20 protein-coding genes are annotated in these 20861 nt (G+C 72.0%); 16 read left to right on the forward strand and 4 right to left on the reverse strand.

The window, feature by feature from the left end:
- Positions 1-24: 24 nt before the first annotated feature.
- Positions 25-1908 carry a glutamine--fructose-6-phosphate transaminase (isomerizing) gene (gene glmS, locus ACH442_RS28635; RefSeq protein ID WP_396341192.1) on the forward strand — a complete coding sequence of 628 codons (1884 nt, stop codon included), beginning with the start codon at positions 25-27 and terminating at the stop codon, positions 1906-1908.
- 17 nt (positions 1909-1925) lie between these two features.
- On the opposite strand, the gene ACH442_RS28640 is transcribed toward glmS, so the two are convergent.
- Both ACH442_RS28640 and ACH442_RS28645 read right to left on the reverse strand, forming a co-directional pair.
- Positions 1926-3362: an alpha/beta hydrolase gene (locus tag ACH442_RS28640; RefSeq protein ID WP_396341193.1), complete on the reverse strand. Its 1437-nt coding sequence runs from the start codon at positions 3360-3362 to the stop codon at positions 1926-1928.
- The gene (locus tag ACH442_RS28645) at positions 3359-3646 is read right to left on the reverse strand and encodes a type VII secretion target (protein WP_396341194.1); all 288 of its coding nucleotides are present in this window, start codon (positions 3644-3646) and stop codon (positions 3359-3361) included. Before ACH442_RS28645 ends, ACH442_RS28640 begins: the two co-directional genes overlap by 4 nt.
- A gap of 100 nt (positions 3647-3746) precedes the next feature.
- Between ACH442_RS28645 and ACH442_RS28650 the strand changes: the two genes are divergently transcribed.
- From ACH442_RS28650 to ACH442_RS28705, 12 genes are all read left to right on the forward strand, one after another.
- Positions 3747-4115, forward strand: a complete 369-nt coding sequence (locus ACH442_RS28650) for a holo-ACP synthase (protein ID WP_203739583.1) — start codon at positions 3747-3749, stop codon at positions 4113-4115.
- 9 nt (positions 4116-4124) lie between these two features.
- On the forward strand, positions 4125-5576 hold the full coding sequence (locus ACH442_RS28655) for an NAD(P)H-hydrate dehydratase (RefSeq protein WP_396341195.1): 1452 nt from the start codon (positions 4125-4127) through the stop codon (positions 5574-5576).
- Between the two features lie 48 nt (positions 5577-5624).
- Positions 5625-6734, forward strand: coding sequence for an alanine racemase (alr, locus tag ACH442_RS28660; RefSeq protein WP_396341196.1), 1110 nt, complete (start codon positions 5625-5627; stop codon positions 6732-6734).
- Positions 6731-7891 carry an alpha/beta fold hydrolase gene (locus tag ACH442_RS28665; protein WP_396341197.1) on the forward strand — a complete coding sequence of 387 codons (1161 nt, stop codon included), beginning with the start codon at positions 6731-6733 and terminating at the stop codon, positions 7889-7891. Before alr ends, ACH442_RS28665 begins: the two co-directional genes overlap by 4 nt.
- Positions 7888-8337, forward strand: a complete 450-nt coding sequence (tsaE, locus tag ACH442_RS28670) for a tRNA (adenosine(37)-N6)-threonylcarbamoyltransferase complex ATPase subunit type 1 TsaE (protein WP_396341198.1) — start codon at positions 7888-7890, stop codon at positions 8335-8337. Before ACH442_RS28665 ends, tsaE begins: the two co-directional genes overlap by 4 nt.
- A complete protein-coding gene (gene ung, locus ACH442_RS28675; RefSeq protein WP_396341199.1) occupies positions 8334-9017 on the forward strand; it encodes a uracil-DNA glycosylase in 684 nt (227 codons plus the stop codon). The genes tsaE and ung overlap by 4 nt, the downstream gene beginning before the upstream one ends.
- A gap of 9 nt (positions 9018-9026) precedes the next feature.
- Positions 9027-9683, forward strand: a complete 657-nt coding sequence (gene tsaB / locus ACH442_RS28680) for a tRNA (adenosine(37)-N6)-threonylcarbamoyltransferase complex dimerization subunit type 1 TsaB (protein WP_396341200.1) — start codon at positions 9027-9029, stop codon at positions 9681-9683.
- Positions 9680-10117 carry a ribosomal protein S18-alanine N-acetyltransferase gene (gene rimI / locus ACH442_RS28685; RefSeq protein WP_396341202.1) on the forward strand — a complete coding sequence of 146 codons (438 nt, stop codon included), beginning with the start codon at positions 9680-9682 and terminating at the stop codon, positions 10115-10117. The genes tsaB and rimI overlap by 4 nt, the downstream gene beginning before the upstream one ends.
- A gap of 139 nt (positions 10118-10256) precedes the next feature.
- Positions 10257-11309 carry a tRNA (adenosine(37)-N6)-threonylcarbamoyltransferase complex transferase subunit TsaD gene (gene tsaD, locus ACH442_RS28690; RefSeq protein WP_396341204.1) on the forward strand — a complete coding sequence of 351 codons (1053 nt, stop codon included), beginning with the start codon at positions 10257-10259 and terminating at the stop codon, positions 11307-11309.
- 326 nt (positions 11310-11635) lie between these two features.
- Complete coding sequence (locus ACH442_RS28695; protein ID WP_396341205.1) at positions 11636-11890, forward strand: hypothetical protein; 255 nt, start codon at positions 11636-11638, stop codon at positions 11888-11890.
- Positions 11891-11932: 42 nt separating this feature from the next.
- Complete coding sequence (locus tag ACH442_RS28700) at positions 11933-13621, forward strand: ABC transporter transmembrane domain-containing protein (RefSeq protein ID WP_396341206.1); 1689 nt, start codon at positions 11933-11935, stop codon at positions 13619-13621.
- Positions 13618-15402: an ABC transporter ATP-binding protein gene (locus ACH442_RS28705; RefSeq protein WP_396341207.1), complete on the forward strand. Its 1785-nt coding sequence runs from the start codon at positions 13618-13620 to the stop codon at positions 15400-15402. The genes ACH442_RS28700 and ACH442_RS28705 overlap by 4 nt, the downstream gene beginning before the upstream one ends.
- Before the next feature lie 12 nt (positions 15403-15414).
- Here ACH442_RS28705 and groL read toward each other — a convergent pair whose 3' ends face one another.
- The gene (gene groL / locus ACH442_RS28710) at positions 15415-17064 is read right to left on the reverse strand and encodes a chaperonin GroEL (protein ID WP_396341208.1); all 1650 of its coding nucleotides are present in this window, start codon (positions 17062-17064) and stop codon (positions 15415-15417) included.
- 74 nt (positions 17065-17138) lie between these two features.
- Entirely contained in the window at positions 17139-17453 is a 315-nt protein-coding gene (gene groES / locus ACH442_RS28715; RefSeq protein WP_014440794.1) for a co-chaperone GroES, read from the reverse strand.
- A gap of 216 nt (positions 17454-17669) precedes the next feature.
- Between groES and ACH442_RS28720 the strand changes: the two genes are divergently transcribed.
- From ACH442_RS28720 to ACH442_RS28730, 3 genes are all read left to right on the forward strand, one after another.
- Positions 17670-18848 (forward strand): methyltransferase domain-containing protein, encoded by a 1179-nt coding sequence (locus tag ACH442_RS28720; protein WP_396341209.1) that lies wholly within the window; start codon positions 17670-17672, stop codon positions 18846-18848.
- 79 nt (positions 18849-18927) lie between these two features.
- Positions 18928-19410: a Cys-tRNA(Pro) deacylase gene (gene ybaK / locus ACH442_RS28725; RefSeq protein ID WP_396341210.1), complete on the forward strand. Its 483-nt coding sequence runs from the start codon at positions 18928-18930 to the stop codon at positions 19408-19410.
- A 312-nt stretch (positions 19411-19722) separates the two neighbouring features.
- Positions 19723-20829: a sugar ABC transporter substrate-binding protein gene (locus ACH442_RS28730; RefSeq protein ID WP_396341211.1), complete on the forward strand. Its 1107-nt coding sequence runs from the start codon at positions 19723-19725 to the stop codon at positions 20827-20829.
- The last annotated feature ends 32 nt before the right edge of the window (positions 20830-20861 follow it).

The raw sequence follows: 20861 nt of genomic DNA on the forward strand, positions 1-20861 counted from the left end.
CGAAAGTCGGCTACGCTGCCCGGCATGTGTGGGATCGTGGGTTACGTAGGCAATCGCCCGGCATTGAGCATCGTTCTCGATGGGCTCCGCCGGCTGGAGTACCGGGGATATGACTCCGCCGGGGTCGCCGTCATCGACGGTGGCGTGGTGCGCACCGAGAAGCGGGCCGGCAAGCTCGCCAACCTGGAGAAGGCGCTCGCCGAGCGGGCCGCGGACGGCATCGCCGCCGGGCAGACCGGCATCGGGCACACCCGGTGGGCGACCCACGGCGGGCCGACCGACCGGAACGCGCACCCGCACCTCTCCGCCGACGGCCGGGTCGCCGTCATCCACAACGGCATCATCGAGAACTTCTCCCGGCTGCGCGCCGAGCTCGAGGCCGACGGCGTCGAGTTCCGCAGCGACACCGACACCGAGTGCGCGGCGCACCTGCTCGCCGCCGAGATGCGCGCGCTGCGTGCGGCCGGCGCGGAGGACGGTCCGGCGCTGCTGGCCGAGGGCATGCGTCGCGTCGTGCGGCGGCTGGAGGGCGCGTTCACGCTGCTCGCGGTCGACGTCGAGGTGCCCGACGCGGTGGTCGCGGCCCGGCGCAACTCGCCGCTGGTCGTCGGCCGCGGCGAGGGGGAATACTTCCTGGCCAGTGACGTCTCGGCGTTCATCGAGCACACCCGCGAGGCGGTCGAGCTGGGGCAGGACCAGGTCGTTCTGATCACGCCGGCCGGCATCGAGATCACCGACTTCGACGGCAACCCCGCCGCGGGCCAGGAGTTCCACGTCAACTGGGACCTGTCCGCCGCCGAGAAGGGCGGCTACGAGTACTTCATGCTCAAGGAGATCGCCGAGCAGCCGCAGGCCATCGCGGACACGCTGCTCGGGCGCCTCAGCGAGCGCGGCGAGATCATCCTGGACGAGGTCCGGTTGACCGACCAGGACCTGCGGGACGTGGACAAGGTCTTCATCGTGGCCTGCGGGACGTCGTTCCACGCCGGCATGGTCGCGAAGTACGCGATCGAGCACTGGGTGCGCATCCCGTGCGAGGTGGAGCTGGCCAGCGAGTTCCGCTACCGCGACCCCATCCTGGACCGCTCCACGCTGGTGATCGTGATCAGCCAGTCCGGCGAGACCATGGACACCCTGATGGCGCTGCGGCACGCCAAGGAGCAGAAGGCCCGCGTTCTGGCCATCTGCAACTCCAACGGCTCCACCATCCCGCGCGAGTCGGACGCCGTCCTCTACACCCACGGCGGGCCGGAGATCGCGGTCGCGTCGACCAAGGCGTTCCTGACCCAGCTGGTCGCCTGCTACCTGATCGGCCTGCACCTGGCCCAGATCCGCGGCGTGATGTACGCCGACGAGGTCGCCGCCGTGGTCGAGAAGCTGCGCGCCACCCCGGACAGCCTGCGCACCCTGCTGGCCCGGATGGAGGACGTGCGCGCCCTGGGCCGCGACCTGTCGACCGCGTCGACGGTCCTGTTCATCGGCCGGCACGTCGGCTTCCCGGTGGCTCTGGAAGGCGCGCTCAAGCTCAAGGAGCTCGCCTACATGCACGCCGAGGGCTTCGCCGCCGGTGAGCTCAAGCACGGCCCGATCTCGCTGATCGACCAGGGCACGGCCGTGGTCTGCGTGGTGCCGTCGCCGGCCGGTCGTGGCGTGATGCGCGACAAGGTCGTCTCCAACATCCAGGAGGTCCGTGCCCGGGGCGCCCGGACCATCGTGATCGCCGAGGAGGGTGACGACGACGTCGCCGCCTACGCCGACCACCTGATCACCGTGCCGCCGACGCCGACCCTGCTCGCGCCGCTGATGACCACCGTGCCGCTGCAGATCCTGGCCTGCGAGATCGCCGCCGCCCGCGGCAACGACGTGGACCAGCCCCGCAACCTGGCGAAGTCGGTCACCGTCGAGTGATCCGCTGACGCCGGCCCTCACGGCGTCCCGCCCAGCGTGATCCGGGCGAGGGCGTCGAGGGCCGGCCGGCCCGGATCCCAGTAACCGAGGTGGCCGGCGTTCCACTGGCTGTCGAAGACGCGCGCGCCGAACTCCGCGTCGCTCGGGTTGTGCCCGAACCACAGCTCGTCGGCCGGCCCGGTCGGTGGCGACCCCGGCAGCAGGTGGCGGGCGACCGTGCCGGGGGAGACCGCCGCGTACTGGATCGGGTCGCTGATCGACGTCGAGGCGAACACCTTGTCGGCCGGGACCGTCAGCTCCCTCGCCGAGTCGACCCCGACCCCGGGCGAGCCGACGAAGACCACCCGGTCGGCGTCCAGCGCCCCGGTCGCCGCCTTGCCCACCACCAGTGACCCGTAGCTGTGCCCGAGCACGGTCTGCGTCGCCGCCGGCCCCTCGTGCCCGGCCCGCAACCCCTCCTGGAACCGTCGCAGCCCGGCGGCACCCTCCTCGGCCTGCCGCGCCGACCAGGCCTCGTTCAGGAAGTCCGGCGCGTCGTAGCCCAGCCACGCCACCGCGCTGGTCGCGGCGGCCGGACCCAGCTCGGTCGCCCGGGCCGCCACCCGCTCGGCCCGGACCAGCTCGTGATCGAGATCGGCCAGGTCGGCGGTCATCCCCGGGACATGGGTCAGCACGTTCGCGGCACGGTCCGGGTCACCGAAGGCGACCACCGCCCGGCCGTCATTCCCGACGTCCAGGCCCATCAGGTACGCCCGGGGCCCGCCCTCGCTCTCCAACCGCCCGGCCAGCCGGTCCAGCCCGCGCAGCTTGTCCACGTCGACGCCCGTGCGCAGCAGGTAGTCGCGCCGCTCGGCGAGCAGCAGCCGGTTCGCCAGATCGCGGTCGGCGGCCGGAACCCCGTCCAGCCCGGCGACCGAGGCCGGTTCGTCGCCGAGCAGCCACATCCGCTCGGCCGGGGTCAGCCCGTCCCACCACTGCCGGATCTGCGCCGGAGTGGCCGTGCAGTCCGGCCGGCGTGGTTCGGCCGGCGCGACCGGGAGTGCGGAGAGCTCGGCCAGGCGGGCGGTGGCACTCGCGTCGGCGTCGGCGGCCACCCGGAGCGCACCGGCCAGGTCGGGCTGATCCAGGGCGGGCTCGGCGGGGGCCGACACGGCCCGGGCACGGTCCAGCAGCGCGCGGGCCCGGGACAGGGCGGCGGCGAACTCGGACAACACCTGATCGACGCGCCAGCAGAGCAGCCGGAACAGGACCAGTCGGCGGCGGACCGCGGCCAACCGGGTGACGGCGGCCTCGGCGGCCGCGCCGGACCAGGCGGCCCGCAGGCGCTCGACCAGGGGAGCGAACTCGCCGCAGAGCGCACCGGCCAGTGCCGCCCAGCGGCGCCAGGCGAGAGCGGCGGTGGTCCAGCGGGCCGGATCGGTGGTGCGCAGCCGGTTGTAGGTCACCTCGCTCATTGCGCCGCCCGTAGACGGGTCGCGGCGCGGGCGTCGGCATCGGCGTACGCGGAAATCGTGGTCTTGATCTGGACGGCGGTGTCGGTGAGGGCGGTGCTGAGGTCGCGCAGGACCCGCACGGCGGCGTCGGTGACGGAGGCGGTGGCGTCGACGGCCGCCCAGCGCGGACCGGCCACCGGTGGTGGCGAGGTGCCGGCCGCTTCCCGGACACGGGACGCCGTCCCGCCGACCGCGGAGGCGGCGTCCTGCAAGTGCTGGCTGTCGACGTCGAGATCGGGATTCATGGCGGCGAGGCTAGGCGTTTTCTCAAGGCCCGGAGGACGGCCTGTGGACAACCCTCGCGGCGTCGTCCACAGGCATGCGACGGCCATTAGGGTGTCCGTTGTGATCGTGTCTGTCGGCATCGACGTCGTCCTGGTGGACCGCTTCGCCCAAGCGCTGGAGCGGACACCGCTGCTCACCGACCGGCTGTTCACCGAGGAGGAACGGCTGACCGGCTCGGGGAATCCGCGCTCGCCGGAGTCGCTGGCCGCCCGGTTCGCCGCGAAGGAGGCGGTGGCCAAGGCCCTCGGTGCACCGGCCGGGCTGCGCTGGCACGACTGCGAGATCGTCACCGACCCGGACGGGCGGCCCTGGTTGACCGTTTCGGGTACGGTCGCCGCCGCCGCTTCCGAGCGCGGCATCAATCGATGGCACCTGTCGCTGTCCCACGACGGCGGCATCGCCTCCGCGATGGTCGTCGCGGAAGCTTAGGAGGTCGGCATGCGGCAGGCTTGGCGGGTCGCGGACGTCCGCGCGGCGGAGAAGACGCTGATGGCGACGCTGCCCGAGGGGACGTTGATGCGGCGCGCCGCGGCCGGCCTGGCCCGCCGCTGTGCGCTGCTGCTCGAGCCGACCGGCGGGGTCTACGGCGCGCGCGTGCTGCTGCTCGTCGGCAGCGGTGACAACGGCGGCGACGCGCTCTTCGCCGGGGCCGCGCTGGCCGCCCGGGGCGCCCAGGTGCGCGCGCTGCTGCTCAGCCCCGACCGGGTGCACCTGGCCGGGCTCGCGGCGCTGCGGCAGGCCGGCGGGTTCACCACCGTGGACCTGCCCGCCCGCGCCGACCTGGTGGTGGACGGAATCGTCGGGATCGGGGCGGCCGGCGGGCTGCGACGGCCCGCGGCGGTGATCGTCGAGCGTCTCGGTGACCTGCGTGGGCGTACCGGGGAAAGGCCTTTGATCGTCGCGGTGGACGTGCCGAGCGGGGTGCGGGTCGACACCGGGGACGTGCCCGGCGACGCGGTGACCGCGGACGTCACCGTGACCTTCGGATGCCTCAAACCGGCGCACCTGGTCGGCCCGGCCGCGCCCCGCTGCGGGCAGATCGAGCTGGTCGACATCGGGCTGGGACCGGTTCTGGTCACCGACCCGGCGGTGCGCGTGGCCGATGCCGTGGACATCGCCGCGTGGTGGCCGCGACCGGAGGTGACCTCCGACAAGTACACGCGGGGCGTGGTCGGCCTGGCGACCGGCTCGGCGCAGTATCCGGGCGCCGCGCTGCTCTCCACCGCCGGCGCGCTGGCCGGCCCGACCGGGATGGTCCGCTATGCCGGCAGCGCGCAGAAGGAGGTCGTCCGCGCGCACCCGTCGGTGGTCGCCGCGCGGCGGGTCGCCGACGCCGGGCGGGTGCAGGCCTGGGTCTGCGGCTCCGGGCTCGGGACCGGCGCCGACGCCCGCACCGAGCTGCGCAGCGTGCTGGCCACCTCGCTGCCGGTCCTGCTCGACGCGGACGCGATCACCCTGCTGGTCGGCGGGCAGCACGCCGAGGACCTGCGCCGCGACGCGCCGCTCGTGCTGACCCCGCACGACGGCGAGTTCAAGCGGCTGGCCGGGGAGGTGCCGGGCGCCGACCGGATGGCGTCCGCGGCCCGGCTGGCCGCCTGGACCAACGCGGTGGTGCTGCTCAAGGGCGACCGGACGATCGTGGCGACCCCGGCCGGGGAGATCTGGGCGAACCCGACCGGCAGCGCGGCGCTGGCCACCGCGGGCAGTGGGGACGTGCTGGCCGGGCTGCTCGGCTCGCTGCTGGCAGCCGGGTTGCCGGCCGTGCGGGCGGCGGTCGCGGCGGCCTACGTGCACGGGCTGGCCGGACGGCACGCGGCGCTGAACGGGCCGGTCACCTCGCCGGACATCGCGGCCGCGCTGCGCCCGGTCCTGGCCGGTCTGCTGGGGTAGACACCCGGTCCGACCGAAACTGTCGTACCCCTCAGTAGGGTGGATGGCATGTGGCAGGCCGAAGTCCGCGTCGATCTGGACGCCATCCGGGAGAACGTCGCGACGTTGCGCGCCCGCACCTCCGCCGAGGTGCTGGTCGCCGTCAAGGCGGATGGCTATGGGCACGGCCTGGTGCCGGCCGGCCGGGCGGCGGTGGCCGGCGGCGCGACCTGGCTCGGCGTGGCCACCCTCGACGAGGCGCTGGAGCTGCGCCGGGCCGGCATCGAGGCCCGCGTGCTGGCCTGGCTGATCGCGCCCGGGCTGCCCCTGCACGAGGGCGTCGAGGCCGGCATCGACCTGAGCGCCGCCACCCCCGAGCTGATCGCCGAGCTGGTCACCGCCGCTCGCCGGGCCGGGCGGCCGGCTCGGGTGCACCTCAAGCTGGACACCGGCCTGTCCCGCGGCGGCGCGGTGCCGGCCGAGTGGCCGGCGCTGTTCGAGGCGGCGGCCAAGGCCGAGGCCGGCGGCGACGTCGAGGTGGTCGGCGTGTGGAGCCACTTCGCGTGCGCCGACGAGCCGGGACACGAGTCGATCGACCGTCAGCTGGCCGCGTTCGCCGCCGGGCTGGAGCTGGCCGGGCATGTCGGGCTGACCCCGCGCTATCGGCACATCGCGAACTCGGCGGCGACACTGACCCGGCCGGATGCGCATTTCGACCTGGTCCGGGTCGGCATCGCGGCCTACGGGTTGTCGCCGATCGCCGGCGAGACCTACGGGCTGCGGCCGGCGATGACCGCGCACGCCCGGGTGACGCTGACCAAGCGGGTCCCCGAGGGGCAGGGCGTCTCCTACGGGTTGACCTATCACACGCAGCGCGAGACGACCCTGGCCGTGGTGCCGCTGGGGTACGGCGACGGGGTGCCGCGGCACGCGTCCAGTGCCGGGCCGGTGCGGATCGGCGAGGTCACCGCCAGGATCGCCGGGCGGGTCTGCATGGACCAGTTCGTGGTCGACGTCGGTGACGCGCCGGTCGCGGTGGGGGACGTGGTGACGCTCTTCGGCGACGGCGGGCCGAGTGCCGACGACTGGGCCGAGGCGACCGGCACGATCAACTACGAGATCGTCACGCGCTTCGGCAGCAGTCGCGTGCCCCGGGTCTATGTCGGGGAGGGCGCGTGAGCCCGTCGCGGGCGGCGAAGACCGCGGGGATAGCCGGTGCCGTCGTCGGTGTCGCGGCGGCCGGGCTGGCGACCGCGTTCGCCGTCGAGCGGGTGCTGGTGCGCCGGTCGGTCAACAAGCCGGGCGATCCCTATGTGGACGAGCCGTTCGGCGATCAGCCCTATGACGAGCAGGTGACTGTCACCGCCGCGGACGGGACCGAGCTGCACGTGGAGATCGTCGATCCGCGCACAGCGGTCGAGGCCCCGGCGGACGGCGATGCGGCAGCTCGTGGCTGGCTGGGCCGGCGGAAGCGCGGCCGGGCGGAACCGCCGGGGAAGGCCGCGCCCGGGGTGAAGCCGACGATCGTGTTCGTGCACGGCTTCGCGCTGGACATGGGCACGTTCTACTTCCAGCGCAAGGCTCTCGCCGAGCGCGGCGACCACCGGCTGGTCTTCTACGACCAGCCGGGCCACGGTCGTTCCTCAAGACTTCAATCCGGGACGTACGACATAGCCGCGCTCGGCCGATCGCTGGCCGCGGTCCTCGACGCGACCGTGCCGGAGGGGCACATCATCCTGGTCGGTCACTCGATGGGCGGCATGACGATCATGGCGTTCGCCGAGCAGTTCCCGGAGTGGTTCGGCAATCGCGTGACCGGCGTCGTGCTGATGTCCACCTCGGCCGGCCTGTTCGACAAGGCCACGCTCGGCGTCAGCAACGTGGTGGCCCGGTTCAGTGCCCCGTTCTTCCCGCTCTGGGGCAAGGCGGCGAAACTGGGTGGCGGCACCATCGACCGCGCCCGGGTCGCCTCCTCCGACCTGGCCTGGCTGCTCACCCGGCGGTACGGGTTCGGCGAGGCCCAGCCCAGCCCGTCCCTGGTCACGTTCGTGGAGAGCATGAACTCGGGGACGTCGGTGGAGACACTCACCAAGTACCTGAACACGCTTTACCGGCACAGCCGCCTGCCGGCTCTCTCCGCCCTGCGCGGCGTCCCGGTCCTGGTGGTCGTCGGCACGCGGGACTACCTGACCCCGGTCACCCACTCGGAGGAGATCATCAAGGTGCTCCCCGAGGCCGAGCTGCTGAAGGTGGAGAACAGCGGCCACGTGGTGATGCTGGAGAAGGCGGACGAGGTGAACGCGGCCCTGATCCCGTTCCTGGAGAAGATCTCGTGAAACTGACCACCGTCGAGGAGACGCAGGCGTTCGGCCGCCGCCTCGCCGCCGTGCTGCGCCCGGGCGACCTGGTGCTGCTCACCGGCCCGCTCGGCGCCGGCAAGACCGCGCTGGCCCAGGGCATCGGCGCGGGGCTGGGCGTGCAGGGGCCGATCACCTCGCCCACGTTCGTGATCGCCCGCGTGCATCGCGGCCCGGTGCCGATGGTGCACGCGGATGCGTACCGGCTGGGCGATCGCCCCGATCCGCGCGCCGAGATCGACGACCTGGACCTGGACGCCTCCGCCGACGAGGCGGTCACCGTGGTGGAGTGGGGCGCCGGCCTGGTCGAGCAACTGAACGACGAATACCTGCTGGTCCGCATCGACCGGCTGGACGACGACACCCGAGTGATCGAACTGGTCCCGCACGGCGGCGACTGGGCCCGACGACTGGAGAGAATGTGAACCTGACCGAGCTGCTTCCCGGCGAGTGGCGCACCGAGCTGGCCCCCTTCCTGGACGAGAAGGCGACGGCCGCGCTGGGCGAGTTCGTCGCCGCGGAGTATGCCGAGCACACCGTCTACCCGCCGGTGGAGGACCTGTTCTCGGCGTACCGGCTGTGCCTGCCGGAGCAGACCCGGGTGCTGATCCTGGGCCAGGACCCGTACCACGGCGCGGGTCAGGCCCACGGGCTGAGCTTCAGCGTGCGTGACGGCGTCCGGGTGCCGCCGTCGCTGCGCAACGTCTTCAAGGAGCTCTCCGAGGACGTGAACATCGCCCCGCCGAAGAGCGGCAACCTGACCGGCTGGGCGCAGCAGGGTGTGCTGCTGCTCAACGCGGTGCTCACGGTCCGCGCCGGCAAGGCCGCCTCGCACGCCAACAAGGGCTGGGAGACGTTCACCGACGCGACGATCAAGGCGCTGAACGAGCGGGACGAGCGGGTCGTCTTCCTGCTCTGGGGCAACTACGCGAAGAAGAAGGCGGTGCTGGTCACGAACCCGGCGCACGCGGTGATCGAGGCCGGTCACCCGAGCCCGATGAACCCGGCCGGGTTCCTCGGCAGCCGCCCGTTCAGTGCGGCGAACAAGGCTCTCGCGGACGGTGGCCGCCCGGTCATCAACTGGGACCCGCGGGCGACCGACTAGGCTCTTTCCGTGCTTGTTCTGGCTCTGGACACCGCCACGCCGGCGTCGACGGCGGCGCTCATCGAGGTCACCGCGGACGGTTTGTCCGGCGTGGCGGAGAGTCGCACCGTCGACCCCCGCGCGCACGGCGAGAAACTGGCGCCGGAGATCGCGGCGGTGCTCGCCGAGGCCGGGGTCCGGCCACGTGACCTGACCGCGATCGTGGCCGGTCTCGGCCCCGGGCCGTTCACCGGCCTGCGGGTGGGGCTGGCCACGGCCGCGAGCATGGGTCAGGCGCTGGGCATCCCGACGTACGGGGTGTGTTCGCTCGACGCGCTCGGGCGGGCCGCCGGACCGGGGCGGGTGCTGATCGCGACCGACGCCCGGCGGCGTGAGGTGTACTACGCGACGTATGCCGACGGGGAACGCGTCAGCGGCCCCGACGTCGCCAAGCCCGCCGATGTCGCGGTAAACGCCGACAAGTCGGCTGGTGAGGGTGCGCTGAAGTACGGCGACGTCTTCGGGTTGCCCGTCGAGGAGCATCTGCTCTACCCGCCCGGCGCGGCGTTGGTCGCGATCGCCGCCGGCCGGATCCGGGCCGAGGCGCCGAGCGAGATCCTCACCCCGCTCTACCTGCGTCGGCCGGATGCCGTCGAGCCCGCGGGCCGCAAGCCGGTGCTGACGTGAGGATCGAGCGTTTCCGCTGGTGGCACATCGATGACGTGCTGCCGCTGGAAGAGGACCTGTTCGGGCCGGAAAAGTGGTCGGCCGCGATGTTCTGGAACGAGCTGGCCCAGCGGAACTATTACGTCGTGGCCATGGAGGACAACGACCTGGTCGGATATGCCGGGCTCTCCATTGTCGATCGTGAGGAGTCCTGGGTGCAGAACATCGCCGTGCGCCGGGACACCCAGCGGCTCGGCATCGGCCGGGCACTGCTGGAGGATCTGCTGGCCGAGGCGGCGCGCAACCAGGTGGGCCGGATGCTGCTGGAAGTGGCGGTCGACAACCACCCGGCGCAGAAGCTCTACGCCACCTATGACTTCGAGCCGGTTGGCATCCGGCGCGGTTACTACCAACCCAGCAACACTGACGCCCTGGTGATGATGCGCGATGCGTGACGAGCCCCTGATCCTGCGGAGCAAGACGGTGATGGTGCGCGATGCGTGACGAGCCCCTGATCCTGCGGAGCGAGACGGTGATGGTGCGCGATGCGTGACGAGCCCCTGGTCCTGCGGAGCGAGACGGTGATGGTGCGCGATGCGTGACGAGCCCCTGGTCCTCGGGATCGAGACCTCCTGCGACGAGACCGGCATCGGCATCGTCCGCGGGCACACCCTGCTCGCCGACGCGCTGGCGTCCAGTGTGGATCAGCACGCCCGGTTCGGCGGCGTGGTGCCCGAGGTGGCCAGCCGTGCCCACCTGGAGGCCTTGGTCCCGACCATGCAGCGGGCGCTGGACGAGGCGAAGGTCACACTGGCCGACATCGACGCCATCGCCGTGACCAGCGGGCCCGGGCTGGCCGGCGCGCTGCTGGTCGGGGTGGCCGCGGCCAAGGGTTATGCGCTGGCCGCCGAGAAGCCGATCTACGGGGTGAACCACCTGGCCGCGCACGTCGCGGTGGACACTTTGGAGCACGGGCCGCTGCCCGAGCCGGCGATCGCCATGCTGGTCTCCGGCGGCCACTCGTCGCTGCTGCTGGTCGACGACCTGACCGCGGGCGTCACGCCGCTCGGGGCGACCATCGACGACGCGGCCGGTGAGGCGTTCGACAAGGTGGCGCGGCTGCTCGGGCTGGGCTTCCCGGGCGGGCCGATCATCGACCGGTCGGCGCGCGAGGGTGACCCGGGGTCGATCGCGTTCCCGCGCGGGCTGACTGCGCCGAAGGATCAGGCCGCGCACCGGTTCGACTTCTCGTTCTCCGGGCTGAAGACGGCGGTGGCCCGCTGGGTGGAGGCGCGCGAACGGGCCGGCGAGCCGGTGCCGGTGGCCGACGTCTCGGCGAGCTTCCAGGAGGCGGTGGTCGACGTGCTCACGGCCAAGGCGATCGACGCGTGCCTCAGCAACGGGGTGGGCACGCTGGTGATCGGTGGGGGCGTGGCGGCGAATTCGCGACTGCGCGTGCTGGCCGGGGAACGGGCGGCCAAGCACGGGATCACGGTGCGGGTGCCGCGGCCGCAGCTGTGCACGGACAACGGGGCGATGGTGGCGGCGCTCGGCTCGCACCTGGTCGCCGCCGGCGTGGCGCCGAGCCGCTTGGACCTGCCGGCCGACTCCGCGATGAACCTGACGACGGTCAGCGTCCCGGCCTGAGCGGCGCGGCGGCCGGCACTCAGGGTGGGTTCCGCCCCGGAACACGACGCTGGGCGCCGGCCGAGTCCGGCGAGCGGCGCGACGTGGGGCCCGGGCGGGCGTCCGGTGAGTGCGGGTGCTCGGGTGAGTGCGGGCGCTCGGGTGTGGGCGGCGGTGCCGGTGTGGGTGGCGGTGGCGGTGCCGGTGTGGGTGGTGGTGCGGGTATGGGCGGCTGTTCCGGTGGGGCGGGCGTTTCGGTGGGAACGGGCGGCTTGACGCCGTACGGGAAAAGGGATGTTGATCTGTTGGGTTTGACCGCGATCGGTGTCGCGGGGTAGACAGCGAGCATGATCGCGCGGATGTGGGAGGTGCGGGCCTCGCGCAGCGGCTTCGACGAGCTGCTGAGCTGGGTCTGCGACACGGCGGTGCCCGGCCTGGAGGTGCTGCCACAACATGTGTCGAGTGACGTCTATTCGTCCACGGATCATCGCATCGTCGTCATCACCAAATGGCGAAACACCCCGGAGAGCCTGCCTGCGCCGCCGGAAAAGCTGGTAGCACGCGCTCCACACGTCTGGGATTTCACCCCCGTCGATCGTTGAGCGGTCGCTCCACGGGCGTCCCGGCCGTACCGTCGGGGCCTGATGCGCAGATTGCCCGTGGCCGATCCCGGCCTGCCCGACGCCCGGTCCGCCACCCGTTTTCTGAGCTGGCTGGTCCGGCGCTCCCGTATGACGATCGTCACCGGGATCGTTCTCTCGGTCGCCTGGATGGCGTGCCAGTCGCTGGTGCCGGCGATGGTCGGCCGGGCCATCGACGCGGCCGCCGAGGAGCGCGGCGGTGCGTTGCTCGGCTGGGGTCTCGTGCTGCTCGTGGTCGGTGTCGTGCAGGCGCTCACCGGGATCAGCCGGCACCGGTTCTCGATCTACAACTGGCTGGGCGCCAGTTTCCGGACCGTGCAGGTGACGGTCCGCCGGGCGAACCTGCTGGGTTCGTCGCTGCCGCGCCGCCTGGAGGCGGGCGAGGTGGTGGCGATCGGCACCGCGGACGTCACGCACATCGGCGGCGCGGTCGACGTCGCGTCGCGTGGCACCGGCGCGGTGCTGGCGGTCACCATCGTGACGCTGCTGCTGCTGCACACGTCGGTCCCGCTGGGGCTGGTAGTGCTGATCGGGGTGCCGGCGCTGATGGCTGTCGTGGGTGGACTGATCCAGCCGCTGCACCGGCGTCAGCAGGCTTACCGGGAGCAGCAGGGGCGGCTGACCACCCAGGCCGCTGACCTGGTCACCGGGTTGCGGGTGTTGCGCGGCGTGGGCGGTGAGTCGGTCATGGTGGCGCGCTATCGCGCGCAGTCCCAGGCGCTGCGCGCGGCGGGGGTACGGACGGCCACCGTCGAGTCCCTGCTGGAAGCCGCCCAGGTCCTGCTGCCGGGAACGTTCCTGGTGCTGGTGACGTGGCTCGGCGCCCGGTTCGCGGCGGACGGGCGGATCACCGTGGGCCAGCTCGTGTCGTTCTACGCGTACGCCGCGTTCCTGGTCGCGCCGCTGCGCCAGCTCACCGACTCGATCGACAAGGTGACCCGCGGCCACGTGTCGGCCCGCCGCGTGGTGAAGCTGCTCGGCCTGTCCCGGAACATGCCGCCACCAACGATGTCCACAGCGGAGCGACCATCGGGGGACCTGACCGACCCCGAGTCGGGGGTGCGGATCGTGCCCGGCCGGCTCACCGCGATCGTGGCCGAGGATCCGGCCGACGCCGCCCGGGTCGCCGAGCGGCTCGGCGGTTACACCACCGGGGCCGAGCTCGGCGGGGTGTCCCTGACCGGCCTGCCCGTGGCCGACCTGCGGCAACGGATTCTGGTCGCGGAGAACGACGCCCGGCTCTTCTCCGGGCGGTTACGGGCGGATCTGGACCCGGAGCGCGGCGGCCGGCTCACCGAGGCGCTGGAGGCGGCCGCCGCCCAGGACATCGTGGACGGTCTGCCCCACGGCCTGGACAGCGTGGTCGCCGAGCGCGGCCGGTCCTTCTCCGGCGGCCAGCAGCAGCGGCTGCGACTGGTCCGGGCGCTGGTCGCGGACCCGGAGATCCTGATCCTGGTCGAGCCGACGAACGCGGTCGACGCGCACACCGAGGCGCGGATCGCCGAGCGGCTCCGGGCCGTACGCGCCGGGCGCACCACGGTCGTCTGCACCTCCAGCCCGCTCGTGCTCGGTCACACCGACCGGGTGCTCTTCCTGGAGCGGGGGCAGGTGACGGCGGCCGGGACCCATCACGAGCTGCTGGACTCGGAGCCGCGGTACGCCCGCGTCGTGCTCCGCGAGGAGCAGCCGTGACCCATGCGCTGCCCGTCGCCGACCGTTCCCAGGCCTGGCGTTACGCCCGATCGTTGTTCCGTACCCACCCCGGCATGTTCCGCGCCACGATCGGCTTGCACCTGCTGGCCGCGCTGGCCGGGCTGGCCGGTCCACGACTGCTCGGCGAACTGGTGCAGGCCGTTCAACGGTCGGCGCAGGTGGCCGAACTGAACCGGCTGGCCGCCGCGCTGGCCGGGTTCGTGCTCCTCCAAGCCGTGCTGATCCGGTACGCGTACCTGGCCTCGGCCCGGCTCGGCGAGCAGGTGCTGGCCGAACTGCGGGAGGAGTTCATCGCCCGGGTGCTCACGCTGCCGCTGGGCACGGTGGAGTCGGCGGGGACCGGGGACCTGCTGACGCGTACCACCCGGGACGTGGACGTGCTCTCCCGATGTGTCCGGCTGGCCGTGCCGGAGACGCTGATCGCCCTGCTCACCGGTGGTCTGGTGGTGGTCGCGCTGGTCGTGGTCAGCCCGATCCTGGCCGCCCCGCTGCTGATCGGCGTGCCGATCACGGTCGCCGGGACCCGGTGGTACGTCCGGCGCGCCCCTTCCGGGTATCTGCGGCAGAACGCGGCCTACTCCGAAGTGACCGACGGGCTGGCCGAGACGGTCGAGGGCGCCCGCACGGTCGAGGCGCTCGGGCGGCAGGGGCAGCGGATCGCGCGTACCGACCGGGATCTGGGCCGATCGTGGCGGGCCGAGCGGTACACGCTGTTCCTGCGGACGATCTGGTGGCCGGTGATCGAGGTCAGTTACGTGATCCCGATGGTGCTGACCCTGCTCGTCGGCGGCTGGCTCTACCTGCGGCACGCGGTCTCCCTGGGCCAGCTGACCGCCGCGGTGGTCTACGTCCAGCAGCTGATCCACCCGCTCGACCGGCTGCTCTCCTGGCTGGACGAGCTGCAGGTGGGCGGTGCGTCGCTGGCCCGGCTGCTCGGGGTGGCCGATGCACCCCGACCGGCCCGTCCGGCCGCACCGCTGCCGGACGGCACCCGGATCGAGGTACGCGGGGTGCGCTTCGGCTACATCGAGGGTCGGGAGGTGCTGCACGGCGTCGACCTGACCCTGCGACCGGGGGAGCGGCTCGCCGTGGTCGGCCCGTCCGGTGCCGGCAAGTCGACCCTGGGACGGCTGCTGGCCGGCATCCACCGGCCCACCGAGGGCAGCGTGACCGTCGGCGGGGTGCCGCTCGGCGCGCTCGCCCCGGACCGGCTGCGCGCCGAGGTGGCGCTGGTCAGCCAGGAACATCACGTGTTCATCGGCACGCTGCGGGAGAACGTGGCGATGGCCCGCCCCGCGGCGCCGGAACCGGACGTCCGGACCGCCCTGGCCGCCGTGAACGCCCTGGAATGGTCGGACGCGCTGCCGCACGGCCTGGACACCCCGGTCGGCGACGGCGGCCACCCGCTGACCGCGGCCCAGGCGCAACAGGTCGCCCTGGCCCGGCTGATCCTGGCCGACCCGCACACCCTGGTGCTGGACGAGGCGACCGCGCTGCTCGACCCACGGGCGGCCCGGGACCTGGAACGGTCGCTGGCGGCGGTGGTGCACGGGCGGACCGTGGTGGCGATAGCGCACCGGCTCTTCTCCGCCCACGACGCCGACCGGGTCGCGGTGGTGGAGGACGGCCGGATCACCGAGCTCGGGTCGCACGACGAGCTGGTCGCGGCGAACGGGTCGTACGCGGCGCTCTGGCGCTCCTGGCAGGGCGGCGACCCGGACACGAAAAAGGCGCGTCCCCGGGAGGACGCGCCTTTCTAGCGGATCAGCGGATCAGAAGCCCGGACCGTGCTGGTGGCCGTGCCCGTGACCGTGGCTGTGGCCGTGCCCACCGGCGGCCGGCTCCGGCTCGGCCGGCTTCTCCACGATGAGGCTTTCCGTGGTCAGCAGCAGACCGGCGATCGAGACGGCGTTGGAGACCGCGTTGCGGGTCACCTTCACCGGGTCGATGATGCCGGAGGCGGCCAGGTCCACGTACTCGTCGGTCGCGGCGTTGAGGCCGTGGCCCCAGCCCAGCTCGTTGACCTTGCCCACCACGACGTAACCGTCGTGACCGGCGTTCTGCGCGATCCAGCGCAGCGGCTCGACCAGCGCCTTGCGGACGATCGAGACGCCGATCGCCTCCTCGCCGGTCAGGTCCAGGTTGCCGTCGAGCTCCTTCGCGACCTGCGCGAGAGCGGCGCCGCCGCCGGGGACGGTGCCTTCCTCGACCGCCGCCTTGGTCGCCGCGATGGCGTCCTCGATGCGGTGCTTGCGCTCCTTCATCTCGACCTCGGTCGCGGCACCGACCTTGATCACCGCGATGCCGCCGGAGAGCTTCGCCAGCCGCTCCGAGAGCTTCTCCCGGTCCCAGTCGGAGTCCGACGCCTCGATCTCCTTGCGGATCTGCGAGACCCGGTCGGCGACCTCGGCGGCGTTGCCGCCACCGTCGACGATGGTGGTGTTCTCCTTGTCGACGACGATCCGCCGGGCGGTACCCAGCTGCTCGAGGCCGACCTGGTCGAGCTTGTAACCGAGCTCGGGGGCGATCAGCTCGCCACCGGTCGCGATCGCCAGGTCCTGCAGGATCGCCTTGCGGCGGTCACCGAAGCCGGGCGCCTTCACGGCGGCGACCTTGATGGTCTTCCGCAGCGAGTTGACGACCAGGGTGGAGAGCGCCTGGCCCTCCACGTCCTCGGCGATGATGAGCAGCGGCTTGCTGGTCTGCAGCACCTTCTCCAGCAGCGGGAGCAGCTCCTCGATGCTGGAGATCTTCTGCGTGGTGAGGAGGATGTGCGCGTCCTCCAGCACCGCCTCCTGCGACTCGGCGTCGGTCACGAAGTTCGGCGAGATGAAGCCCTTGTCGAACTGCAGACCCTCGGTGACGTCGAGCTCGGTCAGCATCGCCGAGCCCTCCTCGACGGTGATGACACCGTCGCGGCCGACCCGGTCCATCGCCTCGGCGATCAGCTCGCCGATGGTGGCGTCCTGCGCCGAGATGGTGGCGACGTTGGCGATCGCCTTGTGGTCGGCGACCTCGACGGCCTTCGCCAGCAGCGCCTTGGACACCACCTCGGAGGCCTTGTCCATGCCCCGCTTGAGGCCGATCGGGTTGGCGCCCGCGGTGACGTTGCGCAGGCCCTCGCGGACCAGGGCCTGGGCCAGAACGGTCGCCGTGGTGGTCCCGTCGCCGGCGACGTCGTTGGTCTTGGTCGCCACCTCCTTGACGAGCTGCGCGCCAAGGTTCTCGTACGGGTCGGTGAGCTCGATCTCCTTGGCGATGGTGACGCCGTCGTTGGTGATCGTCGGAGCGCCGAACTTCTTGTCCAGGACGACGTTGCGGCCGCGCGGGCCGAGAGTGACCTTGACCGTGTCGGCGAGCGTGTTGACGCCGTGCTCCAGAAGGTGCCGGGCGTCGTCAGAGAAGCTGAGGATCTTCGCCATGTAGTGGTCCCTTCACGCGCCGACGCCCTGCCCCGATTTCCCGGAACAGGGCGTCTGCACAGTCGGTTTAGGTCTTACTTCTCGATGACCGCGAGGACGTCGCGGGCGGAGAGCACCAGGTACTCCTCACCGGCGTACTTGACCTCGGTGCCGCCGTACTTCGAGTACAGCACCACGTCGCCGACCTTGACGTCGAGCGGGACGCGGTTGCCCTTGTCGTCGATCCGGCCGGGGCCGACGGCGAGGACGGTGCCCTCCTGGGGCTTCTCCTTGGCGGTGTCGGGGATCACGATGCCGGAGGCGGTCGTGGTCTCAGCCTCGTTCGCCTGGACCACGATGCGGTCCTCGAGCGGCTTGATCGCAACCTTGGTCGCGGTAGTCACGGGCATACCCTCCTGGGTACAGGTTTCGCCGGCCTTGAACCAGGCCAGTCAATGCCTCATGCCACCGGGCGGGGCCGTCGTCGCGGGTGCCGGTCCGCCTGGTGCCTAACCGCCACGAGCGAGCCCGGGCGGCTGGCACCCTCATGTTGAGAGTGCTAACCGAAGATTATGCCGGAACTAGCACTCCGTCAACCAGAGTGCCAACCTGTCACGCCGGGGAGAATGCCTGGTGTGACCCCTGAACTTCTCACCCTGCTGCAAACCCCGGAAGGGGCGGATGCCCTGGCCGTGGCGGCCGAGGTCGGCGACGGCGAGCCACTCGCCGCGGCCTCGGCGCTCCGGGCCCGGGGCTTCGGCGCGGAGCTGGCCGCAGCCGCACTCACCCAGGTTAGTTTGCGCAGGCGGGCGGCGGTGAAGTTCGGCGCGGACGCCACCCGGATGTTCTTCACCCGGCACGGCCTGGAGCAGGCGACGCGGGCGGTGGTGGCCGAGCGCCGGGCGGCCCGGCTCGCCGCTTCCGGCGCCGAGACCCTCGCCGATCTGGGCTGCGGCCTGGGTTCCGACGCGCTCGCCGCGGCGCGTCAGGGCCTTTTCGTGTACGCCGTGGAGGCCGACCCCGCCACGGCCGCGCTCGCCGCCGCCAACGTGCGGGCCGCGGGGCTGGCCGAGCGGATCACGGTCACCTGCGCCGACGCGACCACCGTCGAGGTGGAGAAGTTCGACGCGGTCTTCGCCGATCCGGCGCGTCGCCAGGCCGGCCGTGGGCGCGTGTTCGACCCGAAGGCGTACTCGCCGCCCTGGGACTTCGTCGCCGGTCTCGCCGAGCGGGTGCCCCGGACCGTGCTGAAACTGGCCCCGGGCATCGACCACGACCTGCTGCCGCCGGGTGCGGAGGGCGAGTGGGTGAGCGTCGGCGGCGACCTGGTCGAGGCGGCGTTCTGGTGCGGCCCGCTGGCTCGCGCGCCGCGGCGGGCGTCGGTGGTCGGGCTGGGCGGGCTGACCGGTTCCGGGGTGGAGAAAGCGCCGGTCGGGCCGGTCGGCGCGTGGTTCTACGACCCCGACCCGGCGGTGGTGCGCTCGCACCTGGTCGCGGAGTTCGCCGCGGGGATCGGCGGGTGGCTGGGCGACCCGGAGATCGCCTACGTCTATACGGACGAGCCGGTGGACACGCCGTTCGCGCGGCGGCTGGCGGTCACCGACGTGCTGCCGTTCTCGCTGAAGCGGCTGCGGGCGCTGCTGCGCGAGCGGGGCGTGGGGACGCTGGAGATCCGCAAGCGGGGGTCCGCGCTCGTACCGGATCAGTTGCGCAAGGACCTGAAGCTGAGCGGCCCGCACGCCGCCGGCCTGGTCCTGACCCGGGTCGCCGGTGCGCCCACGGTCTTGATCACGGCGCATTCGTAAAGGCGCAACGTGGCCGCATCGTCGCAACGGGTTCGAATCGGGGCGAGGCGTAGATCACTTCCGGGGTAGCGTGCGGCGCATGGCGAAGAAAGCGGCCGGTACCCCGGCCACCGTGCTGCTGACCGCGGAGAAGGTGCCGCACACCCTTCATCCGTACGAGGTCTCGCCGGACGCCCCGAACTACGGCGCCCTGGTCGCCCAGGCCCTGGGTGTGCCGCCGGAGCGGTTGTTCAAGACCCTGATCGCCGAGGTGGACGGCCGGCTCGTGGTCGGGGTCGTGCCGGTCACCGGCGATCTCGACCTGAAGGCGCTGGCGCACGCCGCCGGTGGCAAGAAGGCCGCGCTCGCCGACCGGGCCGCCGCCGAGCGCAGCAGTGGCTACGTGCGTGGCGGCATCTCTCCGCTGGGTCAGCGCAAGCGACTGCCCACAGTGATCGACGAGTCGGCCGAGGGCCTGGATCTCATGTACGTCTCCGCGGGCCGCCGCGGTCTGCAGGTCTCCTTGGCGCCCGCCGACCTGATCCGGTTGACCAGCGCGACCGTCGCAGTGATCAGAAGCTGACACATCGTTCCGGGCCGTCGTCCCCGGGATCCTTCGGGTTATCACTCAGCGTCATTTCACGTAACGGAATGCGCGAGATTCGGGCCAGTTCACGCGTGCCGGGTGCCAGTCGTGTTGCTGGATTGTTATCCAGCGTTACGAGATAGATCTCCGCAGTGCCTTGTGTTCCAGGCCACTCTCGGAATACGTTGCCGGGCACAACAAACCGGTTCCTGATCCATCGGCGCCCAGGGGAGCGACACTCCCAGGCACGCACAACCCCTGACAAATCCGAACGAAGGCCCGGATTTACCCCCCGAAAGGACATACGGAATGCGTAAGGGACTGTTCGCCCTTGCCGCGGTCGGCCTGCTGGCCACCGGAAGCATGGCCGCCTGTGGCGACGACAAAGGCTCCGACACCGGCTCCAACGGCGGCTCCGGCACCAAGGCCGGCAAGGTCGGCGTGATCCTGCCCGACACCAAGAGCTCGGCTCGGTGGGAGACGGCGGACACGAAGTACCTGACGGAGGCGTTCAAGGCCGCGGGCGTCGAGGTCGAGATCAAGAACGCGCAGAACGACAAGGCCGCGTTCCAGACCATCGCCGACGGGATGATCCAGGAGGGCGTCAAGGTCCTCATGATCGTCAACCTGGACGCGGGTACCGGCAAGAACGTGCTGGACAACGCCAAGAAGGCCGGCATCGCGACGATCGACTACGACCGTCTGACGCCGGACGGCGGCGCGAACTACTACGTGTCGTTCGACAACGTCCAGGTCGGCAAGCTGCAGGGCCAGGGCCTGGTCGACTGCCTGACCGCCGCGAAGGCGGACAAGCCGTTCGTCGCCGAGCTCAACGGCTCCCCGACCGACAACAACGCCACGCTGTTCAAGCAGGGCTACGACTCGGTTCTGCAGCCGAAGTACGACTCGGGCGAGTACCAGAAGGGCCCGGACGACTCGGTGCCGGAGTGGGACAACGCCAAGGGCGGCACCATCTTCGAGCAGCAGCTCACCAAGCAGCCGAAGATCGCGGGCGTGCTCGCCGCCAACGACGGTCTCGGCAACGCGGCCATCGAGGTGCTGAAGAAGAACAAGCTGAACGGCAAGGTCCCGGTGACCGGCCAGGACGCGACCGTGCAGGGCCTGCAGAACATCCTCGCCGGTGACCAGTGCATGACGGTCTACAAGGCGATCAAGAAGGAGGCCAACGCGGCCGCCGAGCTGGCTGTCGCGCTCGCCAAGGGCCAGAAGCCGACCACCGCGACCGGCACCACCAAGGACCCGAAGTCCGGCGCCGACGTCCCGTCCGTGCTGCTGACCCCGGAGGCGATCACCAAGGCGAACGTCAAGGCGGTCATCGACGACGGCTACGTCACCAAGGCGGAGCTGTGCACCGCCGCCTTCGCCGCGGCCTGCACCGCCGCCGGCATCAGCTGACCCAGCGCAGCACCACCGCTTGAACCGGCGAC

Source organism: Actinoplanes sp. NPDC020271, assembly GCF_044388125.1.
In the GTDB taxonomy this organism is placed as follows: domain Bacteria; phylum Actinomycetota; class Actinomycetes; order Mycobacteriales; family Micromonosporaceae; genus Actinoplanes.

What these genes read in the sequence shown, in the direction of transcription:
- groES (WP_014440794.1), bottom strand. Translation starts at nt 17,453, where the DNA reads ATGCCCGTGACTACCGCGACCAAGGTTGCGATCAAGCCGCTCGAGGAC.
- ACH442_RS28645 (WP_396341194.1), bottom strand. Translation starts at nt 3,646, where the DNA reads ATGAATCCCGATCTCGACGTCGACAGCCAGCACTTGCAGGACGCCGCC.
- ACH442_RS28640 (WP_396341193.1), bottom strand. Translation starts at nt 3,362, where the DNA reads ATGAGCGAGGTGACCTACAACCGGCTGCGCACCACCGATCCGGCCCGC.
- glmS (WP_396341192.1), top strand. Translation starts at nt 25, where the DNA reads ATGTGTGGGATCGTGGGTTACGTAGGCAATCGCCCGGCATTGAGCATC.
- ACH442_RS28695 (WP_396341205.1), top strand. Translation starts at nt 11,636, where the DNA reads ATGATCGCGCGGATGTGGGAGGTGCGGGCCTCGCGCAGCGGCTTCGAC.
- ybaK (WP_396341210.1), top strand. Translation starts at nt 18,928, where the DNA reads ATGGCGAAGAAAGCGGCCGGTACCCCGGCCACCGTGCTGCTGACCGCG.
- ACH442_RS28655 (WP_396341195.1), top strand. Translation starts at nt 4,125, where the DNA reads ATGCGGCAGGCTTGGCGGGTCGCGGACGTCCGCGCGGCGGAGAAGACG.
- tsaD (WP_396341204.1), top strand. Translation starts at nt 10,257, where the DNA reads ATGCGTGACGAGCCCCTGGTCCTCGGGATCGAGACCTCCTGCGACGAG.
- ACH442_RS28700 (WP_396341206.1), top strand. Translation starts at nt 11,933, where the DNA reads ATGCGCAGATTGCCCGTGGCCGATCCCGGCCTGCCCGACGCCCGGTCC.
- groL (WP_396341208.1), bottom strand. Translation starts at nt 17,064, where the DNA reads ATGGCGAAGATCCTCAGCTTCTCTGACGACGCCCGGCACCTTCTGGAG.
- ACH442_RS28720 (WP_396341209.1), top strand. Translation starts at nt 17,670, where the DNA reads ATGCCTGGTGTGACCCCTGAACTTCTCACCCTGCTGCAAACCCCGGAA.
- alr (WP_396341196.1), top strand. Translation starts at nt 5,625, where the DNA reads ATGTGGCAGGCCGAAGTCCGCGTCGATCTGGACGCCATCCGGGAGAAC.
- ACH442_RS28730 (WP_396341211.1), top strand. Translation starts at nt 19,723, where the DNA reads ATGCGTAAGGGACTGTTCGCCCTTGCCGCGGTCGGCCTGCTGGCCACC.